Annotated in this window: 22 protein-coding genes and 1 other RNA gene; 7 read left to right on the forward strand and 16 right to left on the reverse strand. The window is 73.8% G+C overall.

Annotated features, from left to right (window positions below; translation table 11 throughout):
- Positions 1–20: 20 nt before the first annotated feature.
- From ACOOHC_RS11125 to ACOOHC_RS11165, 9 genes are all read right to left on the reverse strand, one after another.
- Positions 21–1,226, reverse strand: a complete 1,206-nt coding sequence (locus ACOOHC_RS11125) for an aminotransferase class I/II-fold pyridoxal phosphate-dependent enzyme (RefSeq protein WP_420450477.1) — start codon at positions 1,224–1,226, stop codon at positions 21–23.
- 10 nt (positions 1,227–1,236) lie between these two features.
- Positions 1,237–2,244: an ROK family protein gene (locus tag ACOOHC_RS11130; protein WP_420450478.1), complete on the reverse strand. Its 1,008-nt coding sequence runs from the start codon at positions 2,242–2,244 to the stop codon at positions 1,237–1,239.
- Between the two features lie 55 nt (positions 2,245–2,299).
- On the reverse strand, positions 2,300–2,734 hold the full coding sequence (locus tag ACOOHC_RS11135) for an SRPBCC family protein (RefSeq protein ID WP_420450479.1): 435 nt from the start codon (positions 2,732–2,734) through the stop codon (positions 2,300–2,302).
- Complete coding sequence (locus tag ACOOHC_RS11140; protein WP_420450480.1) at positions 2,727–3,299, reverse strand: hypothetical protein; 573 nt, start codon at positions 3,297–3,299, stop codon at positions 2,727–2,729. Before ACOOHC_RS11140 ends, ACOOHC_RS11135 begins: the two co-directional genes overlap by 8 nt.
- Positions 3,296–4,423: a glycosyltransferase family 4 protein gene (locus ACOOHC_RS11145; RefSeq protein ID WP_420450481.1), complete on the reverse strand. Its 1,128-nt coding sequence runs from the start codon at positions 4,421–4,423 to the stop codon at positions 3,296–3,298. Before ACOOHC_RS11145 ends, ACOOHC_RS11140 begins: the two co-directional genes overlap by 4 nt.
- Positions 4,420–5,535 (reverse strand): tRNA epoxyqueuosine(34) reductase QueG, encoded by a 1,116-nt coding sequence (queG, locus tag ACOOHC_RS11150; RefSeq protein ID WP_420450482.1) that lies wholly within the window; start codon positions 5,533–5,535, stop codon positions 4,420–4,422. Before queG ends, ACOOHC_RS11145 begins: the two co-directional genes overlap by 4 nt.
- Before the next feature lie 3 nt (positions 5,536–5,538).
- Positions 5,539–6,654 (reverse strand): hypothetical protein, encoded by a 1,116-nt coding sequence (locus ACOOHC_RS11155; protein WP_420450483.1) that lies wholly within the window; start codon positions 6,652–6,654, stop codon positions 5,539–5,541.
- Between the two features lie 19 nt (positions 6,655–6,673).
- Positions 6,674–6,946, reverse strand: coding sequence for a hypothetical protein (locus ACOOHC_RS11160; protein ID WP_420450484.1), 273 nt, complete (start codon positions 6,944–6,946; stop codon positions 6,674–6,676).
- A gap of 80 nt (positions 6,947–7,026) precedes the next feature.
- Positions 7,027–8,370, reverse strand: a complete 1,344-nt coding sequence (locus tag ACOOHC_RS11165) for an NYN domain-containing protein (protein WP_420450485.1) — start codon at positions 8,368–8,370, stop codon at positions 7,027–7,029.
- 163 nt (positions 8,371–8,533) lie between these two features.
- Between ACOOHC_RS11165 and ACOOHC_RS11170 the strand changes: the two genes are divergently transcribed.
- On the forward strand, positions 8,534–10,207 hold the full coding sequence (locus ACOOHC_RS11170) for a DEDD exonuclease domain-containing protein (protein WP_420450486.1): 1,674 nt from the start codon (positions 8,534–8,536) through the stop codon (positions 10,205–10,207).
- Positions 10,208–10,249: 42 nt separating this feature from the next.
- On the opposite strand, the gene ACOOHC_RS11175 is transcribed toward ACOOHC_RS11170, so the two are convergent.
- The 4 genes from ACOOHC_RS11175 to ACOOHC_RS11190 form a co-directional block, all read right to left on the reverse strand.
- Positions 10,250–11,122: a homoserine kinase gene (locus ACOOHC_RS11175; protein WP_420450487.1), complete on the reverse strand. Its 873-nt coding sequence runs from the start codon at positions 11,120–11,122 to the stop codon at positions 10,250–10,252.
- Entirely contained in the window at positions 11,119–12,171 is a 1,053-nt protein-coding gene (trpD, locus tag ACOOHC_RS11180; RefSeq protein WP_420450488.1) for an anthranilate phosphoribosyltransferase, read from the reverse strand. Before trpD ends, ACOOHC_RS11175 begins: the two co-directional genes overlap by 4 nt.
- Before the next feature lie 49 nt (positions 12,172–12,220).
- On the reverse strand, positions 12,221–12,460 hold the full coding sequence (locus ACOOHC_RS11185) for a WhiB family transcriptional regulator (RefSeq protein ID WP_420450489.1): 240 nt from the start codon (positions 12,458–12,460) through the stop codon (positions 12,221–12,223).
- A gap of 126 nt (positions 12,461–12,586) precedes the next feature.
- A complete protein-coding gene (locus ACOOHC_RS11190) occupies positions 12,587–14,122 on the reverse strand; it encodes a heterodisulfide reductase-related iron-sulfur binding cluster (RefSeq protein ID WP_420450490.1) in 1,536 nt (511 codons plus the stop codon).
- 124 nt (positions 14,123–14,246) lie between these two features.
- On the opposite strand from ACOOHC_RS11190, the gene ACOOHC_RS11195 reads away from it, so the two are divergent.
- The 5 genes from ACOOHC_RS11195 to rnpB all read left to right on the forward strand — a co-directional run bounded on the left by ACOOHC_RS11195 (position 14,247) and on the right by rnpB (position 18,366).
- Complete coding sequence (locus ACOOHC_RS11195) at positions 14,247–14,681, forward strand: hypothetical protein (protein WP_420450491.1); 435 nt, start codon at positions 14,247–14,249, stop codon at positions 14,679–14,681.
- Positions 14,678–16,150 carry an FGGY family carbohydrate kinase gene (locus tag ACOOHC_RS11200; RefSeq protein WP_420450492.1) on the forward strand — a complete coding sequence of 491 codons (1,473 nt, stop codon included), beginning with the start codon at positions 14,678–14,680 and terminating at the stop codon, positions 16,148–16,150. The genes ACOOHC_RS11195 and ACOOHC_RS11200 overlap by 4 nt, the downstream gene beginning before the upstream one ends.
- A gap of 224 nt (positions 16,151–16,374) precedes the next feature.
- Complete coding sequence (locus ACOOHC_RS11205) at positions 16,375–16,950, forward strand: ferritin-like domain-containing protein (protein WP_420450493.1); 576 nt, start codon at positions 16,375–16,377, stop codon at positions 16,948–16,950.
- On the forward strand, positions 16,950–17,951 hold the full coding sequence (locus tag ACOOHC_RS11210; protein WP_420450494.1) for a hypothetical protein: 1,002 nt from the start codon (positions 16,950–16,952) through the stop codon (positions 17,949–17,951). Before ACOOHC_RS11205 ends, ACOOHC_RS11210 begins: the two co-directional genes overlap by 1 nt.
- Before the next feature lie 45 nt (positions 17,952–17,996).
- Positions 17,997–18,366, forward strand: an RNA gene (gene rnpB / locus ACOOHC_RS11215) — RNase P RNA component class A.
- 52 nt (positions 18,367–18,418) lie between these two features.
- Here rnpB and ACOOHC_RS11220 read toward each other — a convergent pair.
- Genes ACOOHC_RS11220 through ACOOHC_RS11230 form a run of 3 tightly spaced genes read right to left on the reverse strand, consistent with a single transcriptional unit; the run spans position 18,419 to position 20,302 of the window.
- Complete coding sequence (locus ACOOHC_RS11220; RefSeq protein WP_420450495.1) at positions 18,419–18,988, reverse strand: histidine phosphatase family protein; 570 nt, start codon at positions 18,986–18,988, stop codon at positions 18,419–18,421.
- A gap of 54 nt (positions 18,989–19,042) precedes the next feature.
- A complete protein-coding gene (locus ACOOHC_RS11225; protein ID WP_420450496.1) occupies positions 19,043–19,531 on the reverse strand; it encodes a metal-dependent hydrolase in 489 nt (162 codons plus the stop codon).
- Positions 19,532–19,543: 12 nt separating this feature from the next.
- Positions 19,544–20,302: a zinc ribbon domain-containing protein gene (locus tag ACOOHC_RS11230; protein WP_420450497.1), complete on the reverse strand. Its 759-nt coding sequence runs from the start codon at positions 20,300–20,302 to the stop codon at positions 19,544–19,546.
- A 71-nt stretch (positions 20,303–20,373) separates the two neighbouring features.
- Here ACOOHC_RS11230 and ACOOHC_RS11235 point away from each other — a divergent pair, with 71 nt between their 5' ends.
- Positions 20,374–21,222 (forward strand): arginase family protein, encoded by an 849-nt coding sequence (locus ACOOHC_RS11235; protein WP_420450498.1) that lies wholly within the window; start codon positions 20,374–20,376, stop codon positions 21,220–21,222.
- Positions 21,223–21,225 lie beyond the last annotated feature (3 nt).

The raw sequence follows: 21,225 nt of genomic DNA on the forward strand, positions 1-21,225 counted from the left end.
GACCTCCACATGCTCCCCGCTCAGCCGAGCTTCGGCAAGCCGCGCTTGAGGTTCCGAACCGCCTGGTTGATCCGCATCTCGTTCTCGATCAACCCGAACCGCACGAAACCCTCCCCGCCGGGGCCGAACCCGACCCCGGGCGACAGCGCCACGTCGGCCTCGCGCACGACGTGCGAGCAGAACTCGACCGAGTCCATCTCGGCGTAGGGCTCGGGGACCGGACCCCAGCAGAACATCGACCCACCCGGCTTGGGCATGTCCCACCCGATGCGCGCGAGCCCGTCGACGAGGGTGTCGCAGCGCGACTCGTAGATGTCGCGCACCTGGTCGGGGAAGTCCACCGCCTCGTTCAGCGTCACGGTCGCGGCGATCTGCACCGGTTGGAACATGCCGTAGTCGAGGTAGCTCTTCAGCTTGACCAGCGCCTGCACCACCTCGGCGTTGCCCAGCAGGAACGCGCTGCGCCACCCCGCCATCTGGAACGACTTGGTCATCGAGTACAGCTCGACCGCGCACTCGCGCGCGCCCTCGGCCTGCAGGATGCTCGGCGGCTGGTGGCCGTCGAAGCCGATGTCGGCGTACGCGAAGTCGTGCACCACGACCATCTCCCGCTCGCGGCAGAAGTCGACCACCCGCTGCATGAAGTCGAGGTCGACCGTCGCTCCCGTCGGGTTGTGGGGGAACGACATGACCAGGACGCGGGGCTTGGGCCAACCGACGTCGTACGCGGTGTGCAGGCTCGCCATGAAGTCGTCGGTGAACGTCTCGCGGTCGGACGGATCCGCGAGGAACCTCATCGGCACCTGGCGCAGGTCGGCCCCGGCGAACAGCGGACCGTAGATGTGGATCGGGTAGCTGGGGCTGGGCACGATCGCCGCGTCACCGCGCTCGAGCAGCACCCACATCAGGTGGCTGAAGCCCTCCTTCGCGCCGATCGTGTTGGTCACCTCGAGCTCGGGGTCGAGCACGACACCCCACTTGCGCTCGTAGTAGCCGGCGATCGCCTCACGCAGCTTCGGGAGGCCCCGGCTGAGCGAGTAGCGGTGGTTGCGCGGGTTCTGCGCCGCCTCGGTGAGCTTGGCCACAGCGATGTCGGGGGAGGGCATGTCGGGGTTGCCGAAGCCGAGGTCGATCACGTCCGCACCGGCCCGCCGTGCCTCGATCTTGAGCGAGTTGATGATCGAGAAGACGTACGGCGGGAGGTTTTCGATGCGACGGAACTCCATCCGCGTGACGTTAGCTGCCCTCCGTCGCGCCCGTCGGCGATGGATTCGAGCGCAGCCCGGGGAGGAGCGCTGCGCCGACGGCGCCGGCGCGATCACCCCAGGTGGCGAACTCGATCCGCGGCAGGGGTCGCAGGTGCGGCTGGTAGAGGAGTCGGGCGTACCACCGCGAGATCGGCTCCAGGTAGAGATCGGCCCCGGTCGCGAGCCCCCCGCCGAGCACGAGCACCTCGGGGTCGAACGCGTTCGTCAGGTTCGTCAGCCCGAGCGCCACCCACCGGGCGAAGTCGTCGATCACCGCGATCGCCTCGGCGTCACCCGTGCGCGCCGCGTCGCGCACGTGCTCGCCGGTGACGGCCTGCGCGCCGCCGGCGGCCTCGACGACACCCTGGAGCCGCCGCCCGGTCGCGGCCTCGCGTGCCAGCATCGCCAGGCCGGAGCCCGATGCGTAGCGCTCCCAGCACCCGCGCCGACCGCACGGGCAGCGAGGCCCGTTCGGGTCGACGACCATGTGACCGAACTCGCCGGCGAACCCGTTCACCCCGCGCACCACCCGGCCGTTCGCGACGACTCCGCCCCCGATCCCGGTGCCGAGGGTGATCAGCATCACGTGGTCGCTGCCGACCGCGGCGCCCAGGCGCCACTCGGCGACCGTCGCGCAGGTCGCGTCGTTGTCGACGGCGACGTCGGGGCGGCGCGCGTCGTCGAACGCGGCGGCGACCCGGCCCCGCACGTCGAGGTCGGCGACGCCGTCGAGGTTCGGCGCCGCGCGCAGGACCCCCGAGCGCGTGACCAGGCCGGGGACGCCGATGCCGACCGAGTCGTCCGCGCCGATCGACGGGGCGAGCGACGACGCGAGCTCGACGAGGACGTCGACGAGGGGGTCCAGGCTGTCGTCGCCACGCGGCGTCGCTCGACGCTGCTCGTCGACGACCGCGCCGGTCGCGTCGAGGACGATGCCGAGCGCCTTGGTCCCCCCGACGTCGATCCCGACGCGCCGGGGGGCGACGGCGGCGGTCACCGCGACGGCGAACCCGCCGACCGGACCGCGTCGGTCGGCGTCGTGTCGCTGCGGGTCACGCCTCGGCGCGGACCTTGAGCTCGCGCACCGTGTTGAGGATTCGCACCTCGGCGCGCCGCTTGACGAAGCCCGGGAGCGGGACGACGAGGTCGATCGCGAGGTCGTAGCGGACCTCGGTCTTGCCGTCCGAGGTCGGCACGAAGGTGAACGCGCCGTCGATCGACCGTTGGATGTCGCCGCGGATCATCGACCAGCCGAGCAGGCGTGGATCGTCCTCGTAGCGGTAGCGCAGGGTGTAGTGGGTGCTGCGCCCGAGCGCGGACGCACGGAACTCGACCTCGCTCGGGCGTCCCGCGTCGTCGGTCTCGTGGATCGTCACGGCCTTGATGTCGCGCGCCCACTCCGGGTACCGGGGGAGATCGATCGCGACGTCCCACACCTCCTGCGGGCTGGCGTCGATGGTGATGATCTCGGTCGCGGTCTCAGCCATGGCCCTCATTCTTGTCGGTGGACGGCGATCGTCCACGATACTCACCGTGGAACGCGGCCCACAGGCCGTTCAGACCGAACCCGAACACGGGGACCAGCACCCCCAGCGCCAGCGAGTTGCCGGGGCTGCCGTCCGGGGCGTTCGGGCGCGCGAGCGCAGTGGCCAGCCCGACGACGCACTGCGTCGCGAGCGTCGCGAGCATCACCGTGCGGACCCGTCTCGGAGCCACCCCGCCGGTGAGCAGGTAGAGCTGCGTGACCGCCACGTGCTCGGCACGGCTGCGGCGGACCGCGTTCGCGAACGCCCACAGGAACGCGGCGATCCCGACGAGGAAGAGAACGATCGCCACGGCGGCCGCGACGCTGCGGGCGGAGCTCGTGAACACGGTCGCGGCGAGGACCGACGTGACCACGAAGACCCCCGTCCCGATCAGGTCGGCGCGCACGACGGCCGCCCCCGACGCCCCCGTCTCCGTCGGATCGGAGGGGCCCGGCGGTCGGCCCGGCTCGGGGTCGCGATCCGCCGCGCCGTCGTCGCCGCCGAGGGGCGCGGCACCCGCGCTCACCACGCCACGCCCAGCGAATCGCCGAGTCGGCGCGCCAGCACGTCGTAGGAGAACTCCTCCTCCGCTCGCCGCCGCGACGCCGCTCCCATCCGATCGCGCAGACCGTCGTCGACCAGCAGCCGCTCGATCGCGTCGGCGACCGCCGCGACGTCGTCGGGGTCGCGCACGACGACACCGGTCTCGCCGTCGGAGACGGCCTCGGCGGCACCACCGGAGTCGCCGGCCACCTGGGCGACCCCGCACGCGGCGGCCTCGAGGAACACGATCCCGAACCCCTCCTGCTCGAGCCCTCCCCAGCGGTCTCGGCACAGCATGGTGAACACGTCCGCGCACCCGTACAGCAGCGGGAGGTCGTCGTGGTCGACGCGGCCGGTGAAGCGCACCGGGGCACGGAGCTCGTCGGCGAGGCGCTGCAGGCGCCGCTCGTCGCGCCCGGCCCCGGCGATCACCAGCAGCAGGTCGCGCTCGCCGCGTCGCCGGGCGAGGCGCGCCGCCGCGCGGATCGCGGTGTCGAACCCCTTGCGCGGGACCAGGCGGGAGACCCCGAGCACGATCTGGGAGTCGACCGGGAGGTCGAATCGGCGACGTGCGGCGATGCGCTCGGCGTCGTCGAGGACTCGGAACCGCTCGGGATCCACCCCGCACGGCACGACGGTCGTCGGCAGCTCGACTCCCGCCGCCCGATCGGCCTCGGCCGCCGGGTAGCTGCCGGCGGCGACGACGTGGCGCGCCCGGCGCAGGGTGCACCCGAGGGCCTGGCGGGTCAGGGGGAGGCGGCCCGGCACCGTCACCTCGGCCCCGTGGAGGACCAGGTCGTAGGGCAGAGCCAGGAACGGCCCGACCAGGCCGAGGGGGATCGCGGGATCGAGCACGACGAGCTCGGCGCCGATCTCCCGCGCGAGGGAGTCGATGCGGCGCACCATCAGCGGGTGCGGCAGCAGCCACGGCTCGGGCGTGCGCTCGATGCGGTACGGCTCGCCGGCGTCGAACTCGGCGTCGCCGTCGTGGGGGCTCGTGAGCACGGCGAAGCTGTCGGGGGGCAGGCGCCTCCACCACTCCCGCAGCAGGGACTGGATCCCGCCGATCTTGGGCGGGTAGTCGTTGGTGACGAGCAGGTGCTTCATGTGTTCTGGGACGGCTCCCGCTCCGTGCGGCGGTCGTCGAGGCGTCGCAGCGCCCAGTCGGCGTGCTCGGCGAGGAGGGGGTCCGGACCCGCACGGTAGCGATCGACCGTGGCGAGGACGCGGCGGTCCCGCGGATCGGCCACGTTGCCGATGACGATCAGGGCGTTGCGCCGCAGCCACGTCATGTCGCGCTCGGCGATGTACCACCGCCCGTGACGGCGCTCGATCGCCTCGTCATCGGAGTCCAGCAGCTCGAGCAGGTCGACGTGGCTCTGCACCTCGGGGTCCGCGACGTCGAGGTCGATCGTGGTGCGCGGGCCGAGGCGGACCGAGATCGGGCACACCTCCTGGCAGTCGTCGCACCCGTAGATCCGATCGTGGACCGCCTCGCGGTACTCGATCGGGATCGGGCCGCTGCGCTGGAGGATCCAGCTCAGGCACCGACGGGCGTCGACCACACCGGGGGCCACGATCGCCTGGGTGGGGCAGCCCTCGAGGCACCGGACGCACGATCCGCACCCGTCGGCGACCGGCTCACCCGCCGGTTCGTACGGCGCGGTCGTGACGACGCACCCGAGCACGAACCAGCTCCCCGCTCCCGGGATCAGGAGGTTCGCGTTCTTGCCGAACCAGCCGATGCCGGCCCGTCGTGCGACCGCCCGATCGACGATCGAGTTGTCGTCGGCGAACACCAGCGCGCGATGGCCCGCCGCGACGAGGCGTGCCGCGACCTCGCGCAGCCCGACGCGCAGCGGCTCGTAGTGGTCGACCCACGAGTAGCGGGCGACGCGCGCGTGGGCGCCGTGCGACCCCGGCGGTGGGGCCGGCTCGTCGTCGGTGAGGTAGGGGCGGGCGGCGACGATCACGGACTCGGCACCGGGCACGGCGCGGCGGGGATCGGTCGAGCGATCGGGGTTGCGGTACGTGAACTGCATCTCGCCGTGCAGACCCGCCGCCTTGCGCTCGTGGAGCGCCGTGCGAGCGCGCTCGAGGACGTCGGCCGAGGCCACGCCCACCTCGGTGATCCGGTGCCGTGCGCAGATCGTGGCGATCTCGGCCGTCGTCGGGAGCGCGACCGATCCCCCGGCCCCCGTGGACCCCGCACGCCCCACGGGTCAGATCCTGTCCCGCTCGGTGCACGACGTGGCTCCGTCACCGGGCAGCGACACGTCGAGCGTGACGTCGAAGGCGAGGTCGAGGTCGGTACCACCCCGCACCACCCCGGACGCCGACAGGGTCCGATCGTCGACCACGTACTCGGCGTCGGGATCCTCCAGCACCACGGACCCGGCGAGCGCCGGAGCGCTCACCCGGACGCGTGCGGAGCCGTCGCCGGCGGTGGAGATCGAGAAGCGGCCACGCTCCGACGTGAGGCCAGCCAGGCGCGATCGGTCCCCCGGACCGAGGGCGCCGTCGGAGCAGGTCGCGAGGACGATCAGGGTCCGCGGCTCGGAGAACTGGCCGGGCAGGTTGGTCACCACCCGGTCGTCGCACCGGTCGTCGTCGCGCGGGCTGACGACGACGTCGAGGGCTCGGTCCGATCCGGTCGACAGCACGGCGACGAACGCGCCGTCGTCGCCGATCTCGTCGACCGTCGCGGTGACCGGCTCGACGCCGGTCAGGCTCACCCGCTCACCGTCGGCATCGAAGGAACGGTCGACGGCGGCGACGGCGCCGGTGGAGTCGACGAACGCGTAGGTCGACACCTGGAGCTCGGAGTCCGACGGTGCGAGCGGGAGGTGCACCTCGCACTGCGCGGTGAGCGCGGTGGTGCGCCCGCCGACGCGGACCGAACCCGGAGGGGGGAGCTCGACCGGATCGGATCGGTCACCGTCCGGCGCGAGGGCCGAACCCGTCGCGCCGGAGTTCGCGGGCGAACCGGCGAGCGCCGCCGTGGACTCGACCCGGGGTGCGTCCGCGTCGGAGGCACCGGGTGCCGTCGACGCCGTCGCCTCGCTCCCGCGCTGGCCGATGGCGACCAGTCCGGCGGTGAACGCCACCAGCACCACGAAGAGCGACGGGACGAACCACAGGGGGGTCGACGAGCCCGGCCGGTCGTGGTGCGCGGCCTCCGGCTCGGTGTGCCGCGGCGGGGTGTCGAGGAGCGGGTCGATGGCCTCTGAGCCGGAGGGACCGACCTCGTCACGACCAGCCGGATCCGCTGCTCCGATCGCGCTCGGTGGCCCCCCGTCGCCGGCACCCGCCACCGCATGGGAACGACGACGGGACATGGGTCCATCGTAGGAGCGCTCACGGCGCGAGCTGGGGGACCCGTCCCTGCTCGAAGTCGTCGTACGACACGTCGTCGCGGTCGTCGCCGAGCAGGCCCGCCCGCTCGAGCAGAGCGACCGCCCGACCGAGCTCGCGCGCCGCCCGGTCCACCCGGGCCACGGGTGCCGGGACGAACGCGATCGGACCGTCGTCGTTCGCGAGGAGGTGGGCGACCACGCACTCGCTGCACGCCGTGGTGTTCACGGCGACGCAGGTCTGGCAGTCGAGGGTCACATCGGGCGTGCTGGCCATGTCCCCATCGTGCGCACGGGGGTACCTCGGAGTCGCGCGAGGGAGTCGAGCGGGCTCGCGGCGACCTCCGGCGCGCCCGCTCAGAGCACCGCGAGGAAGGCGTTGCTCGGGACGACGTTCGCACCGGAGCGGCGCACGTCGCGTTGGATCTCGCGGTCGTTCGTGACCACGACCACCCCCTCGCCGAGGGGGGTCGCGTCGACCTCGGCGCGCACCACGTCGTCGGCGGTCACACCGTCGGGCGAGTAGACGACCCGGATCAGGCGGCGCGCCCCGGCGTGGGCGCCGACGATCGACGATCCGTCGAACACCACCGTCACGTCGGCACCGTGGCGGCGAGCCAGCGACTCGGTGCGTGCGACGAGGGCGTCGCGCTGATCCGGCAGCGACCGATCCGGCCAGGCGAGCATGGCGACGTTGTAGCCGTCGATCACGATGCGGGCCCCGGAGCGGACCAGGTGGTCGGCTGCGGCCGCCGAGGTCGAGATCGTCCCACCCGGGAGCGCGACGGGGCGGCGCCGCGGCGCGGCGCTCGTCGGCGACGGCGACGTCCGCGAGGCGGCCAGGTCGCGCGGGACGCGGACGACGGGGTCGTCAGCGCGGGCGCCCGACTCGGCGCCCGGCTCGGCGTCGGCTTCGGCGGAGCGGGCGACGGCACCTCCCCCGCCGATCCCGTCGACCACCGAGCGCAGCCGTCGCGCCAGCTCGTCGGCCACCTCGATCGCGCCCGACAGCGCGTCGCGATCGATCCGTCCCCCCGGAGCCTCCCCGTCGCCGGTGCCGGGGTCGAGGTCGCCGTGCGCCGCGGCGAGCTCGGCGCGCGCGTCGTCCAGCTCGCCGCGGGCCCCCTCGGCACGGGCGATCGCCGCAGCCTCCCGATCGCGGGCGTGGCGGACCTCGTTGCGGACGTCGATCACCTCGGCGCGCAGCTCGGCCGACTCCTCGAGCGACTTCGCCAGCTCGGCGCGGACCTCGTCGAGCTCCGTGCGCGCCGCCGCCAGGCGCTGGTCGCGCGCGATCACGTCGGCCAGCACCCGCGCCGCGACCCGTTCGGCCGCGCCGCGCCGCCGCTCCGAGCGGCGCAGGTCGCGCCGCAGGTCGCGCTCCTCGGCGACCTCCTCGATCCGCTCCAGGACGTCGGCGGCGCGCTCGGCCCACCCCTCGGAGCCGTCCAGCCACAGCCGGCCCACCTCGTCCACCGACTCGGGGGTCGCCACCGCGGACAGCGCGCTGCGGAACTCGGGCTCGGACTCGATCGCGCGCCTCGCACCACCGAGGGCGCGCGACGGCAGGCGCTGCCCGCCGAGGTGCGGGCCGAGCGCGGTCGGGAACTCGAGCGGCGGCCGTCGCCTGCGGCCCTCCGCCGCCACGAGGACAGCGAACTCGAGCGCCGACCGCAGGTGTCGGTGCTCGATCTCGGCCACCCGTCGAAGCTACCGGCGGGCGCGAGGCGGCGAGGGTCGATCTCCCCCCGACGCCACGGACCGACCGGCGCCGACCGACCACGGCGGCCATCCACGTGCCACCCTCGGTCTCCTCGGCGGCTCCCGGTTGACTCACGCACACGTGTTCGTGTTCACTCGCGCGATGCCACGACCATTCGATCCACCAGCCGGAGCCCAACGTTCGTTCGACGACCTGGGAGTGCCGTTGTCGGAGGTGACGTTCTGCGTCCTCGACCTCGAGACCACCGGCGGGCACCACGAACGGGACGCGATCACCGAGATCGGGATCGTCAAGGTCCGTGGCGGTGAGTGCCTCGGCACGTTCCAGACGCTCGTGAACCCCGGTCGGGCGATCCCCCCGACGGTGTCGATGCTCACCGGCCTGACCGAAGCGGTCGTCGCGCCCGCCCCGCGCATCGAGTCGGTGCTGCCCTCGCTGCTCGAGTTCCTCGGCGACTCCGTCCTCGTCGCCCACAACGCCCGCTTCGACGTGGGCTTCGTGCGCGCCGCGCTGGAGCGGGCTCAGCGGCCCCGGTGGAGGGGCACGGTCGTCGACACCGTCCACCTCGCGCGGCGGCTCGTGCGCGACGAGGTCCCGAACTGCAAGCTGTCGACCCTCGCGGCCCACCTCCGCCTCGACCACCGGCCCAGCCACCGGGCGCTCGACGACGCCCTCGCGACGACCGACCTGCTCCACCTGCTCATCGAGCGGGCCGCCGGGCTCGGCGTCCTCGGGCTCGACGACCTCGTGGCGCTCGGTCGGATCGGCGGACACCCCATGACCCCGAAGCTGAGGCTGACCGCGTCGCTGCCGCGCACCCCGGGGGTGTACATGTTCCGAGGGCACGCCGACTCGGTGCTGTACGTGGGCAAGGCCACCGACCTGCGCCAGCGGGTCCGCAGCTACTTCGGCAGCGACGACCGCCGCAAGATCGGACCGATGCTGCGCGAGACGACGGCGATCACCCACGTCGAGCTCCCCGACCCGCTCACCGCCGAGGTGGTCGAGATCCGCTTCATCGGCCGCCTCCTCCCCCGCTACAACCGCCGCGGCACCCGAGCGTCGTCGTACCGCTACGTGAAGCTCGACACCGAGGCGCCGTGGCCGCGCCTGTCGATCGTCACCAAGGCGCCGACGGCGGGGGTCCACCTCGGGCCGCTGCCGTCGCAGGCGGCCGCCCGGAGGGTGGTCGACGCCCTGCAGAGCGCCCTCCCGCTGCGGCGCTGCACCACCCGCCTCGGCCGCTCGCACACCCCGCGCCTCGATGCGACCGAGTGCAGCGCCGCCCAGCTCGGCGTCGCGCTCTGCCCGTGCGCCGGCACCGCGGATCCCGCCGACTACGCCACGGCGGTCGACCACGCCCGACGGGCGATGGAGGGAGACGTGCGCGTGGTCGCGGATCGGCTGCACGCCCGGATGGGGCGCCTCGCCCGCCAGCAGCGGTTCGAGGAGGCGGCCACGACTCGAGACACCCTGTCGGCTCTGCTCGGTGCGGTGCGGCGGACCGCCCTGCTCGACGCCCTCGGGCGCGCCGGGCGGGCCGAGATCCGCGACGGCTCGACGACGTGGGTCGTCGACGAGGGCCGCCTCGTCGACACCCGCACCGCGCAGACCCTCACCTCCGCCCTCCCCGTCGACGCGCTCGGCGTGACCGTCCCGGGCCGGCCCACGCCGCGCGACCACGCCGACGAGGCGCTCTGCCTCGCCTCGTTCTTCGATCGCCGAGCGGCGCGGCTCACCGTCACCTGCGACGGGACGTGGGCCTTCCCGGTCGCGGCGAGCACCGCCGTCGACGCGCTCGTCGGCGCCGCCTGACCCGACGACGCCGTCACCGCCGAGGTCGGGCCGTCGCCACCGTCACCGCGCCGGTCGGAGGGGTCGCGCCCCGACGACGTGGGCGCCGGCGGAGTCGATGTCGAGCACCTTCACGTGGCCGCCCCGCGGCAGGGCCGCGGTCACCTCGTCGGCGAGCTCGCGCGCGGCGAGGAGCGCGACGGTCGGACCGCTGCCGCTGAGCCACCCGCACCACGCCCCCGCGGCGACTCCCGCCGCCATCGCGTCCGCGGCGCCGGGGATGGCCCCCATCCTCGCCGACTGGTGCAGCTCGTCGGACGTCGCCCCGTCGAGCAGGCTCGGGTCGTCGCGCTCGAACGCCAGCGACATCTGCACCGCACGACCGACGTTGGCCACGGCCGATCGTCGCTCGACCGTGTCGGTCAGCGCCCGGCGCGACCGGTCGGTCGACGTCGTCACGTCGGGGATCCACGCGACGACCGTGGCGGAGGCGAGCACCGGCCCGACCGGGACGCGCAGCGCCCGACCGGCGACGTACGCGGTGAAGCCCCCGTGCAGGGAGGCCGCGGCGTTGTCCCCGTGGCCCTCGAGCTCGGAGGACACCGCCAGGATCCGCTCGGCGCCCCGGTCGATGGTTCCGCCGGCCACGACGTGGCCGAGGCCGGCCGCGGCGACGCGCACGGCACCGCTGAAACCGAGGCCGCGCGCCACGGGGATCGGGCTGCGCAGCCAGATCGGACCGGATCCGCCGGCGCGCTCGAACGCCACGCGGGCGGGGTGGGCCGCGTCGAGGTCGCGCGCTCCGTCGGGCGCACGTCCGGTGCCGACGTCGGCGTGGAGCCCGAGGGCGAGCCCGAACACGTCGAACCCGGCCCCCAGGTTGGCCGACGACGCCGGAGCGCGGACCACCGTCGACGTCGCGGGATCGCCCCTCACGAGGGGGCGTTCGCGCGCGACACCGTCACGAAGCGCTCGAGGGTGCTGCGCGCTCGACCGTCGTCGATGGCCGCTCCGGCGCGCTCGATCCCGTCGGCGAGATCCTCGGCGTGGCCCGCCACGACGAGCGCTCCCGCCGCGTTGAGCACGACGACGTCGCGGTGGGCTCCACGGCGACCGTCGAGCACCTGGCGCACGGCCTCGGCGTTGTCGGCCGGTTCGCCCCCTGCGAGGTCGGCGGCGCCGGCCGGTGCGAGACCGAGCGAGGAGGGGTCGACGTCGAAGCGGTCCCGCCGGCCGTCGTGCAGCGACCACACGCTCGACGTCCCCGTCGTCGTCAGCTCGTCGAACCCGTCGCCGTGCACGACCCACGCGCTGGTCACGCCCTGGCGCTCGAGCGTGCCGAGCATCGGCTCGGCGAACGCCGGATCCGCCACCCCGATCAGTTGGTTGCGCACGCGGCCCGGGTTGGCCATCGGACCGATCATGTTGAACGCCGTCGGGATCCCCACCTCCCGCCGGGGGGCTCCCGCGTAGCGGAAGGCGGGGTGGAAGGCGGGTGCGAAGCAGAACCCGATCCCCGCCTCGCGCACGCACGCCACGACACCCTCGGGCGTCTGCTCGACCGCGACGCCGAGCGCCTCGAGCACGTCGGCGGCGCCGGTCTTCGACGACGCCGAGCGGTTCCCGTGCTTGCACACCCCGACGCCCGCGGCGGCGGTGACGATGGCCGCGATCGTCGACACGTTGATCGAGTCGGAGCCGTCGCCCCCGGTCCCGACGATGTCCACGCACGACGCCCGCTCGTCGTCGCTCAGCGGGACGAGCGACGCCTCGGCCATCGCCGCGTCGAGCAGCCCGGCCAGCTCGTCCACCGTCTCGCCCTTGGCTCGCAGCGCGACGACGAACCCGGCGATCTGGGCGGGGGTCGCGTCGCCGCGCAGGATCTCGGTCAGCGCTGCCGCCGCCGCCTCCGTCGACAGGTCGCGCCCGGCGACGAGGTGGCCGACGACGCCGGGCCATCCTCCGTGGTCGTCCAGTCCGGGCATGCGGGGAGGATACGCCGACGTCGGCTCCGGCTCGCGAGGGGGTGCGAGCTCAGGCGCGACGACGCCGCTGACGCACGATCCGACGGCGGTCGCGCTCGCTCGCCCCGCCCCACACACCGACCTTCTCCCGCGACGCCAGCGCGTGCTCGAGGCAGGCGGAGCGCACCGCGCACCCGTCGCACACGGCCTTGGCGTCGAGCGCCCCGTCCTCGTCGTCGGGGTAGAAGATCTCGGCGGCGAGGCCGCGGCACGCGCCGAGATCCCACCAGGTCGGTTCGGTCGTGGTCATCTGTCGCATCGACACGTGGCGGTCTCCGTCATCGTGGTGGGTCGGTCGGGTCGGCGTGATCGACTGGTGCGGGGATCGGCGATCACGTTCTCCTCGTGGGGTGCGCCGGCCCCACGACGACGGAATCTAGGGCCGTGGCTCCTGTGGCGCCAGGGGCAATTCCGGACCGGCACCGTCCGCGTCCCGCTCATCACGCTGCGGATTCGACCGCCCGGGGGCGGGCGGAGCTCCCTCGGGCGCGAACCCGAGGGCGCGCGCCAGCACCGAGACGGGGTGGCCCGTCGGGACCCCCGTGCGCTCGGCCGTCATGCGGTTCGAGAGGTGGTCGTCGCCGGCCACGAGGTCGGCGCCGGCCGCCACGAGGGACTCCGCCACGCGGTCGGCTGCGCACCCGGCGGTGTCGTCGTTCGACGCCCGCAGGCCCCACACCCCGTCGGCTCCGACGCACCCGGCGACGACCCGCACCTCCGTCGGTGGTCGCGACCCCGACCCGGCGAGCCGGAGCAGATCCCCCCCGGGAGGGGCGATGTCGACGTCCGGGCGCCGATGGCTCGATGCGTGGAGGGCGATCCGACCGGTGGCGGCGGCACCGACGGCGGTCACGCCGGCGGCGATCTCGGCGGCGACGTCCGGGGCTCCGACGGCCGCCTCGACGTAGGACGACGCGTCCCGGGTGCGCTCGGCGACCAGCGCGACGTCGGGACCGTCCAGGTGGTCGGGGTAGTCGTGGCGGATCACGTGGGCGCACGTCGGCTGCGCCACCACCACCTCGCGCCCGGCTGCGATCTCGGCGGTCAGCGTCGCCACGTTGCGGCGTGCGATCCGGGTGAAGCGATCGAGATCGCCGGCGTGCAGCGAGGGCGCGCCGCAGCACCCCACCTCGGCGATCGAGCAGTCGAGGCCGAGGTGCTCGCACACCCGCACGAGGTCGATCCCGATCGCGGTCGCGCTGTGCTCGACGACGCAGGTCGCGACGATGCTCACGGCGGAGCGCTCCGCGCGAGAGCGATCCGCGGGCGGGCGACTCGCCGTGGTGGGCGCCGCGCCGCCCGGCGTCGGGCGGGCGGGGGCACGCTGGGCGAACCACGTCGAGAAGCGCTGCGGCGCGAGCGCCGGGAGGGTCCGGGTGGCCGACAGCCCGGTCACCCGGCCCACCACCCGGCGCAGGCGCGAGCCCGGCGCCGACGCCGCCACCGCGCCCGTGACCGCGGGCACGGCGCGCGCCACCCGTGCGACCGCCGCGAAGCGCCCGACGACGCGCCTCCACCTCCGTGCGGCGGGATCGAGGTGGCCGTGGCGCGACCGCATCGCCTGCGCCCGCAGCATCAGCCGGGCGACGTCGACGTCGGAGTCGTCACGGCCGGGTGCGTACGGGCACCCGCGCGTGCACAGGGCGCAGTGGTGGCACCGGTCCACGACGGCGTCCTGCTGGGCGGGGGTCAGCCACCCCGCACCACCCTCGGGGCGCTGCTCGAGCATCTCGAACAGCGTCGGGAACGACGAGCACAGATCGACGCAGAGCCGACATCCGTCGCAGACGTCGAAGACCCTCGTCATCTCCCGGCGCACGTCGGCCTGGTCGAGGTAGCGGGGGTCGTCCGGCCGCACCGGCCCGTGCGGCCCGGGCTCGCCTGCACCTCGGCGCGATGCGGGCTCCCTCACGGGATCGCAGCCTAGGGCGGCCCGCCCGCCCGGGTCCCGGACGGGCGGGGGCGCGTGACCGTGCGGCGCGCGCTCGAACCGAGGAATCGGCGACCCGACGCCATCCGTGCAACGATCGGGGCCGATGTCCGACGATCGACCCCGCGAGGCGGCCACCACCGCGGACCGGGCGTCGTCGGGGTGGGACGCCGACGCCATCCGGGCGGGGGCGGTGACGTGCCTCGCGATCGCGATCCCCGCGACCCTCCTCGGCGCCGCCGTCGACGGCGCGCGCACCGTCTCGTTCTTCCTCGCCGTGCTGGGGTTCGTGATCGGTTCCGGGAGCGCCGCGTGGGCTCAGCGCCGGGGCACCCCGCTGAGCCACGGGCTCGTCACCGCCATCGGCACCTACGTGGCGGCGCAGGCGGTGTTCGTCGTGGTCCGCCTGATCACCGGTGGCGTGGTGAACTGGTTCGCCGTGCTGTTCACGCTGTCGATCGTCTCGTTCGCGGGTCTCGTCGGCGGCTTCCTCGGCCAGCGGCTGCGGTCGCGCGGCCTCGTGCCGTCCGCGCAGCGATGAGCGTCCACCTGCTCGTCGTCGACGTCGGGACCACCGCGCTGCGCGCCGCCGTCGTCGACGGCGACCTCGGGATCGTCGACATCGAGCAGCGCTCCCACCCGCCGTCGTCGCCGTTCGACGGACTCGTCGAGTTCGACGCCGCCGCCCTCGCCGAGGTCACGCTCGACGCCTGCCGCACGGTCGTCGAGCGGACCGGTGTCGCCGTCGACGCCGTCGGGATCACCAACCAGCGGGCGAGCACGGTGCTGTGGGACCGCTCCACCGGTGAGCCGGTCGCGCCCGGGCTCGGCTGGCAGGACCTGCGCACCGTCACCGAGTGCATCGTCGCCAACGCCGAGCACGACCTGTCGATCGCGCCGAACCAGTCGATCACCAAGCTGTCGTGGTTGCTGTCGGAGACCGACGGCCTCGCCGGTCGCGACCTGTGCTTCGGGACGATCGACTCGTGGATCGCGTGGACGCTCACCGACGGGGCGGTGCACGTCAGCGACGCCACCAACACCTCGACGACGACCACCGGCATGCGCACCGCCGACGGGTCGGACTGGTCCGACGAGCGACTCGACCTGTTCGGGATCGACCGGGCGATCCTCCCGCGCGTCGTCGACTCGGCCGGGGTGATCGCACCGGCCACCGCGCTCGACGGCGCCCCTCCGCTGGCCGCGCTGGTCGGGGACCAGCAGGCGTCCCTCGTCGGTCAGGGGTGCGTCCGGCCGGGAGTCGCGAAGATCACCCTCGGGACCGGGGGGATGCTCGACCTGGTCACGGGCGCCGACCCCCCGACCGTGGTCCGGCGCAGCCCGGCGGGCACGTACGCCCTGCCCACCTGGTCGATCGGAGGGGAGCTCACCTGGGGCGCCGAGGCGATCATGCTGTCGGCGGGGACGAACGTCGAGTGGCTGCGCGACGACCTCGGTCTGATCGAGACCGTCGACGACAGCCACGAGGTCGCCCAGCGCTGCGATTCGAGCGAGGGGGTGGTCTTCGTCCCCGCGCCGATCGGCATCGGGACCCCCCGGTGGGACTACGGCGCCCGGAGCGCGCTGGTGGGGCTGACCCGCGGGACCGAGCGGTCGCACGTCGTGCGCGCCGTGCTCGAAGGGGTCGCCCACCGTGCGGCGGATCTCGTCGAGGCGGCCGCCGCCGACACGGGCGTCGAGCTGAGCGCGCTGCGACTCGACGGCGGGATGTCGCGCAACCCCACCGTGGTGCGGGCGCTCGCCGACGCGACCGGTCTGCGCGTCGAGGTGTCGCCGACCGTCGAGGGCACCACGCGGGGCGCGGCCTTCCTCGCCGGGCTCGGCATCGGCAACTGGTCGGACGTGTCGGCCGCCGCCGAGCTGTGGGAGCCCGTCGAGGTCGTCGAACCCGACCCGGAACACGATCGAGAGGCGTCGCGCGCACGGTGGGCCGACGCCCTCGATCGCTCCGTCCGATGGCACCCCGAGCTCTCGGAGCTCGAGCTGTGACCGCGGAGGCGGGCCGATGCGACGGGTTTCACGACCGGACGAATCCCGTGATCGCCCACGTCGCCACCCTAGAATCGCCCGCGTCGCCTCCTCCGTCGGAGGACCGCCATCGCACGACCCGAAAGGACCCATCCCACGTGGACCCCGAGAACCCCGAGCGCGAGCGCGCGCTGCCCGTCCGTGCGAGTCGTGGACCGAGCCTCGGGGCGACGGGTCGTCGCCGGATGCTGAGGGACCTCGGTGTCGTCGGCGTGGGCGCCGTCGCGGCGTCGCTGGTCTCCGGTCGAGCCGTCGCGTCGGCGCCGAGCGGGACCGATCAGCCGACCGCCCCGACGTCGGGCGACACGGCGCTGCTCGAGCAGGCGCTCGCCCTGGAGCTGTCGCTCTCCGAGCTCTACCGGGCCACCTCCCAGGCCGGTCCGTCGTCCGAGCTCAAGATGGTGGTCGACGTGGTCGCGGAGAACCACGAGGCCTACGCGCAGGCGATCGCCGGGATCACCGGATCGTCGATCATCGGCGCCGAGCCCGCCCTGTTCGACGCGAACGTCGAGACGTTCACCTCCTCGGAGAGCGGCTTCCTCACCGCGGCGCGCGACCTCGAGAACCAGGCCGCCGCGACGCACACCTCGCTCCTGCCCGACTACCGCAGCACGGACGCGATCAGCGCCACCGCGTCGATCATCGTGATGGAGGCGCGCTACGCGACGGTGTGGTCCGACTTCCTCGGCGACAGCGACCTCGCCGCCGTCTTCGCGAACGACGCGTCCCCCGTGTCGACGTCCACCTCCGGAGGTGCCTGATGGCCGCATCGACCGATCGAACCACCACGACGACCGCCACGACCACCCGCCGGGACGCGCTGCGCCTCGGCGGGCTGGCGGTGTCGCTCTCGGCGCTCGCCGCGGCGTGCGGGGAGGACCGTGGCGGCGACGACGCACCCGGTCGCGTCGGCAACGCCCCCGACATCACGGCGCCCCCGAACTACGAGATCGACGAGGCGGTGGTCCTGCGCACGGCGTCCTCCCTCGAGTTCACCATGGTCAGCGCCTACGAGACGGCGATGGCGATCCAGGACGCGATCCCCTCCGAGGTCGCCGAGCTCGCGCAGCGGGTGATGGAGGACCACCGCCAGGTCGCCGAGACGATGGTGTCGCTCACCGAGGAGGCCGGTGGCGAGCCGTGGACCTGCTCCAACCCGTGGCTGATCGACCGCCTCCTGGGCCCCGTGATCGAGACCATCCTCTCCCCGATCATCGGGGTCGTCCTCGAGGACACGAGCATGGTCCAGGTGCTCGGCGAGGAGCTGCCGCTGGGTGACACGGTGACGACGTCGCGCGGCGATCTCTCGCGCACGTCGTCGAGCGCGACGCCCGCCGTCGGCGACGAGGTCGAGTTCGAGCGCTTCGAGGGCGATGTCTCGACCGACGTGCTGAACCTGCTGACGGCGCTCGAGAACCTGGCCGCGTCGTCGCACCAGGAGCTCGTGCTCACGAACCCGTACATCCCGGCTCGCGTCGAGCACGCGCGCGCAGCGGCGCTCGCCGGTCGCCACGCGTCGTGGATGGCGCTGCGCACCGGACCCGGCGACAACTGGGTCGCCCAGGAGGTGCTCGGCGAGGAGTCGACCCGGGACGACCTCGGGGCCGTGCGCCAGTTCGCGATCCCGTCGGTGTTCGGCCAGGTCGCCCAGATCGAGTTCATCGCCGGCCCCGGTGACGTGAACGCGGTGCGTCAGACCTTCTCGCTGCAGACGCCCGCCGACAACAGCTTCGTCTACAACGAGCTGACCTGCGACGCCTGAGGGTGCGGTCCGCCGGCGCGCCGACGTAGGCTCGGCGTGCGACGGTGAGGTGGACGGATGGCCGCGGCGCACCGGGAGACCGGCGCGTCGAGGAAAGTCGGGACTCCACCGGGCAGGGTGCTGGCGAGAGCCAGGTCGGGGCGACCTGACGGACAAGTGCAACAGAGAGAGACCGCCGATGGAGCGCACCGCCGAGCCTCACGGCGAGGCGAGGTGCTCACAGGCAAGGCTGAAACGGTGCGGTAAGAGCGCACCAGCGGCGTCGGCGACGGCGCCGGCTCGGTAAACCCCACCCGGAGCAAGGTCGAGCAGGGAGGTGGGCGGCCCGTCCGTTCCTCCCGGGTAGACCGCACAGATGGATGGCCATCGGGCGCCTCGGCGCCCACAGAATCCCGCTTACAGGCCACCTCACCGTCGCGTCCGCGCAGCCCGTGGCCCGCCGGCTGCACGAGCCCGCCGACGGGCGCTCAGACCGTCTGGTTGAAGGTGCGCAGGACGGGCCGGCCGTCGCGGATGTCGATCCGGCAGATGCTGGCGTGGTCGAGGTGGCAGTTCCACGAGATGCCGATGTCGACCCCGAGCGACCACGCGACGGCCGACTTCATCGGCGAGACGTGGCTCACGACGACGACGTCGCTCGAGGCCGCCCGCTCGACGAGGTCGTCGCACGCGGCACGGACGCGCACGTCGAGCGACGCGAGCGACTCACCGCCCTCGGGGACGTAGGAGAAGTCGTCGCGCCACGCACGCCAGACCTCGGAGGGGACATCGGCGTGGGCGACGCCCTCGTAGACGCCGTAGGACAGCTCGATCCAGCGCTCGTCGGTCTCGACCGGACGGCCGAACGCCTCCGCCGTCTGCTGGGCGCGCACGAGCGGGCTCGCGATCACCGCCGAGACGTCGGCCTCGGCCTCGATCAGCTCGGCGGCGGCGACGGCTTGCCGCCGCCCGCGCTCGTCGAGGTCCTGGTCCAGCCTCCCCTGCAGGAGACCGGCCTCGTTGGCCGCCGTTCGGCCGTGTCGCAGCAGGATGAGCACCGACGAGAGTGTGCCACACCCCATCGGCGGGGTGGGGCGGGCGCCGGCGGGGCGTCAGGTGCCCGACGGGGGCACCGAGACGAGGCGACCGTCGGCGAGGAACCGCCGCCGGTTCTCGCGCTCACCGAGGTGGTTGATCCGCCACAGCCACGCGCACACCACGACGCCCACCGCCTCCAGCACGACGCTCAGCACCCCGCGGTCGACGATCGGGGCGCCCACGTCGTCGAACGACCACCCGGTGACCGGCCACCAGAAGGTGTCGGTGTCGTTCCACGCGGCGTCGAAGACCAGGTGGAGGAACACGCCGATCGGCAGCCCGAGCAGGGTGCGCCGACGGGCGCTGCCGCGGCGCGTCGCGATCATGACGATCGCGAGCAGCGCGATGCTCACGGTGACGGAGTGCAGCGCGCGGGCGCCCCCGACCACGACCTCGACACCGGGGAGCACCGATCCCACGACGAGCAACCGGTGGTCGAACGCCGGGTCACGGAACACGAACCCGATCGCCAGGATCGAGGTGGCGACGAACCAGAGGAGCACGGGGCGGGATCGTCAGACGACGAGCATCCGACCGCACTGGGGGCAGTCGGCGACCCCGTCGGCGGCGGCGGCGTCGTCCTTCACGTCGTCGACCTCGGCGGCCGACAGGTCGAGGTGGCAGCCGGCGCAGCGGTGGCCCACGAGCTCCGCGACCGCGACCCCCGCGCTCGACCGCAGCCGGTCGTAGCGGGAGAGCACCTGATCGGACAGCTCGGTCCGTGCGCGGTCGCGACGCTCGACGACCGTCGACAGCTCCGCGTCGATCTCGGAGCTGGCGCGCTCGAGCGCCGTGTCCGCGGTGGAGGTGGCCTCGCGCAACCCCGGTTCGGCCGCGAGGTGCGACGTGAGGCGGTCGTCCACCGCCGACTGCTCCTCGAGCGCCTCGAGCTCGGCGGTGTCGAGCTCGTCGGTGCGTCGATCCAGCACCTCGATCTCGTGCATCAGCGCCTCGGCCTCACGCGGCGCGATCACCGTCTTGAGCTGGGCCTGCAGCCGACCTCGCTGCTCGCCCAGCTCACCGGATTCGGATTCGCTGCGCTCGATCCCCGCCTCGAGCTCGTCGATGCGGTCACGCATCGCCGTCCGCTCCGCCTCCCATCGCCGCAGGTGGTCGGTGGCCTCGGACAGGGCGTCTCGCTCGGGCAGGCGCTCGCGTCGGTTGACGAGCTGATCCGCCTCGGTGTCGAGGTGCTGGAGCCGCAGGAGCCGGTCCGCCGTCGAACCACCCCCCGGGTCCGTGCCGGGTCCGCTGGCGCTGTCGACATCGGTCATCTCCTGCATCATGGCACGACGCCCCCGGCCGGTGATCGTCGTCCACGGGAGGAAGCGCCAGACTGCAGCTCGTGCACGACACCCCGTCCGGACCGATCTCGTTGCTCGGCGTCGCCCTCGACGCCAACTCGTCGCACCTGCGTGGCTGCGCGGCGGGTCCCGATGCGATCCGCGCCGCTCTGGCCTCGTCGTCGTCCAACGGATCGGCCGAGTCGTCGGTCGAGGTCCTGTCGATGCTCGACGACCGTGGCGACGTCGCGATCGACAACGAGCGCGCCTCGGAGTCCGACGCCGACGCGATCACCGACGCCGTCGGCCGGCAGCTCGACGCCGGCCGCCAGGTCATCACGCTCGGCGGCGACCACTCGATCACCTACCCGATCCTCCGGGCGTTCCGAGATCGTCGGGAGCCGTCACCAGGTCGCGACGGCGCTCCGGGGCCCCTCACGGTCGTCCACGTCGACGCCCACCCCGACATCTACGACGATCTCGACGGCAACCGCCTGAGCCACGCATCGCCGTTCGCACGGGCGCTCGAGGAGGGGTGCGCGTCCCGGCTCGTCCAGCTCGGGATCCGCACGGCCACACCGCACCAGCGCGACCAGGGCGCGCGGTGGGACGTGCAGATGGTCTCGCCGCGCGAGCTGGATCGCTTCGACGCGAGCGCGCTCACGGGTCCGATCTACCTCTCGATCGACCTCGACGGGTTGGATCCGTCCGTCGCTCCGGGCGTCTCGCACCACGAGCCCGGCGGCCTCACCGTGCGCGAGGTCCTCGACGTGATCGACGCGCACCCCGGTCCGCTCCTCGGCGCCGACGTCGTCGAGCTGAACCCGTCGCGCGACCTCGTCGGGATGACGGCGATGGTCGCCGCGAAGCTGGTGAAGGAGGTCGCCGCCGCGATGTCGGTGCGCCGCTGACCG

Origin of the sequence: Ilumatobacter sp. (genome assembly GCF_965215205.1) — a bacterium.
Lineage (GTDB): Bacteria > Actinomycetota > Acidimicrobiia > Acidimicrobiales > Ilumatobacteraceae > Ilumatobacter_A.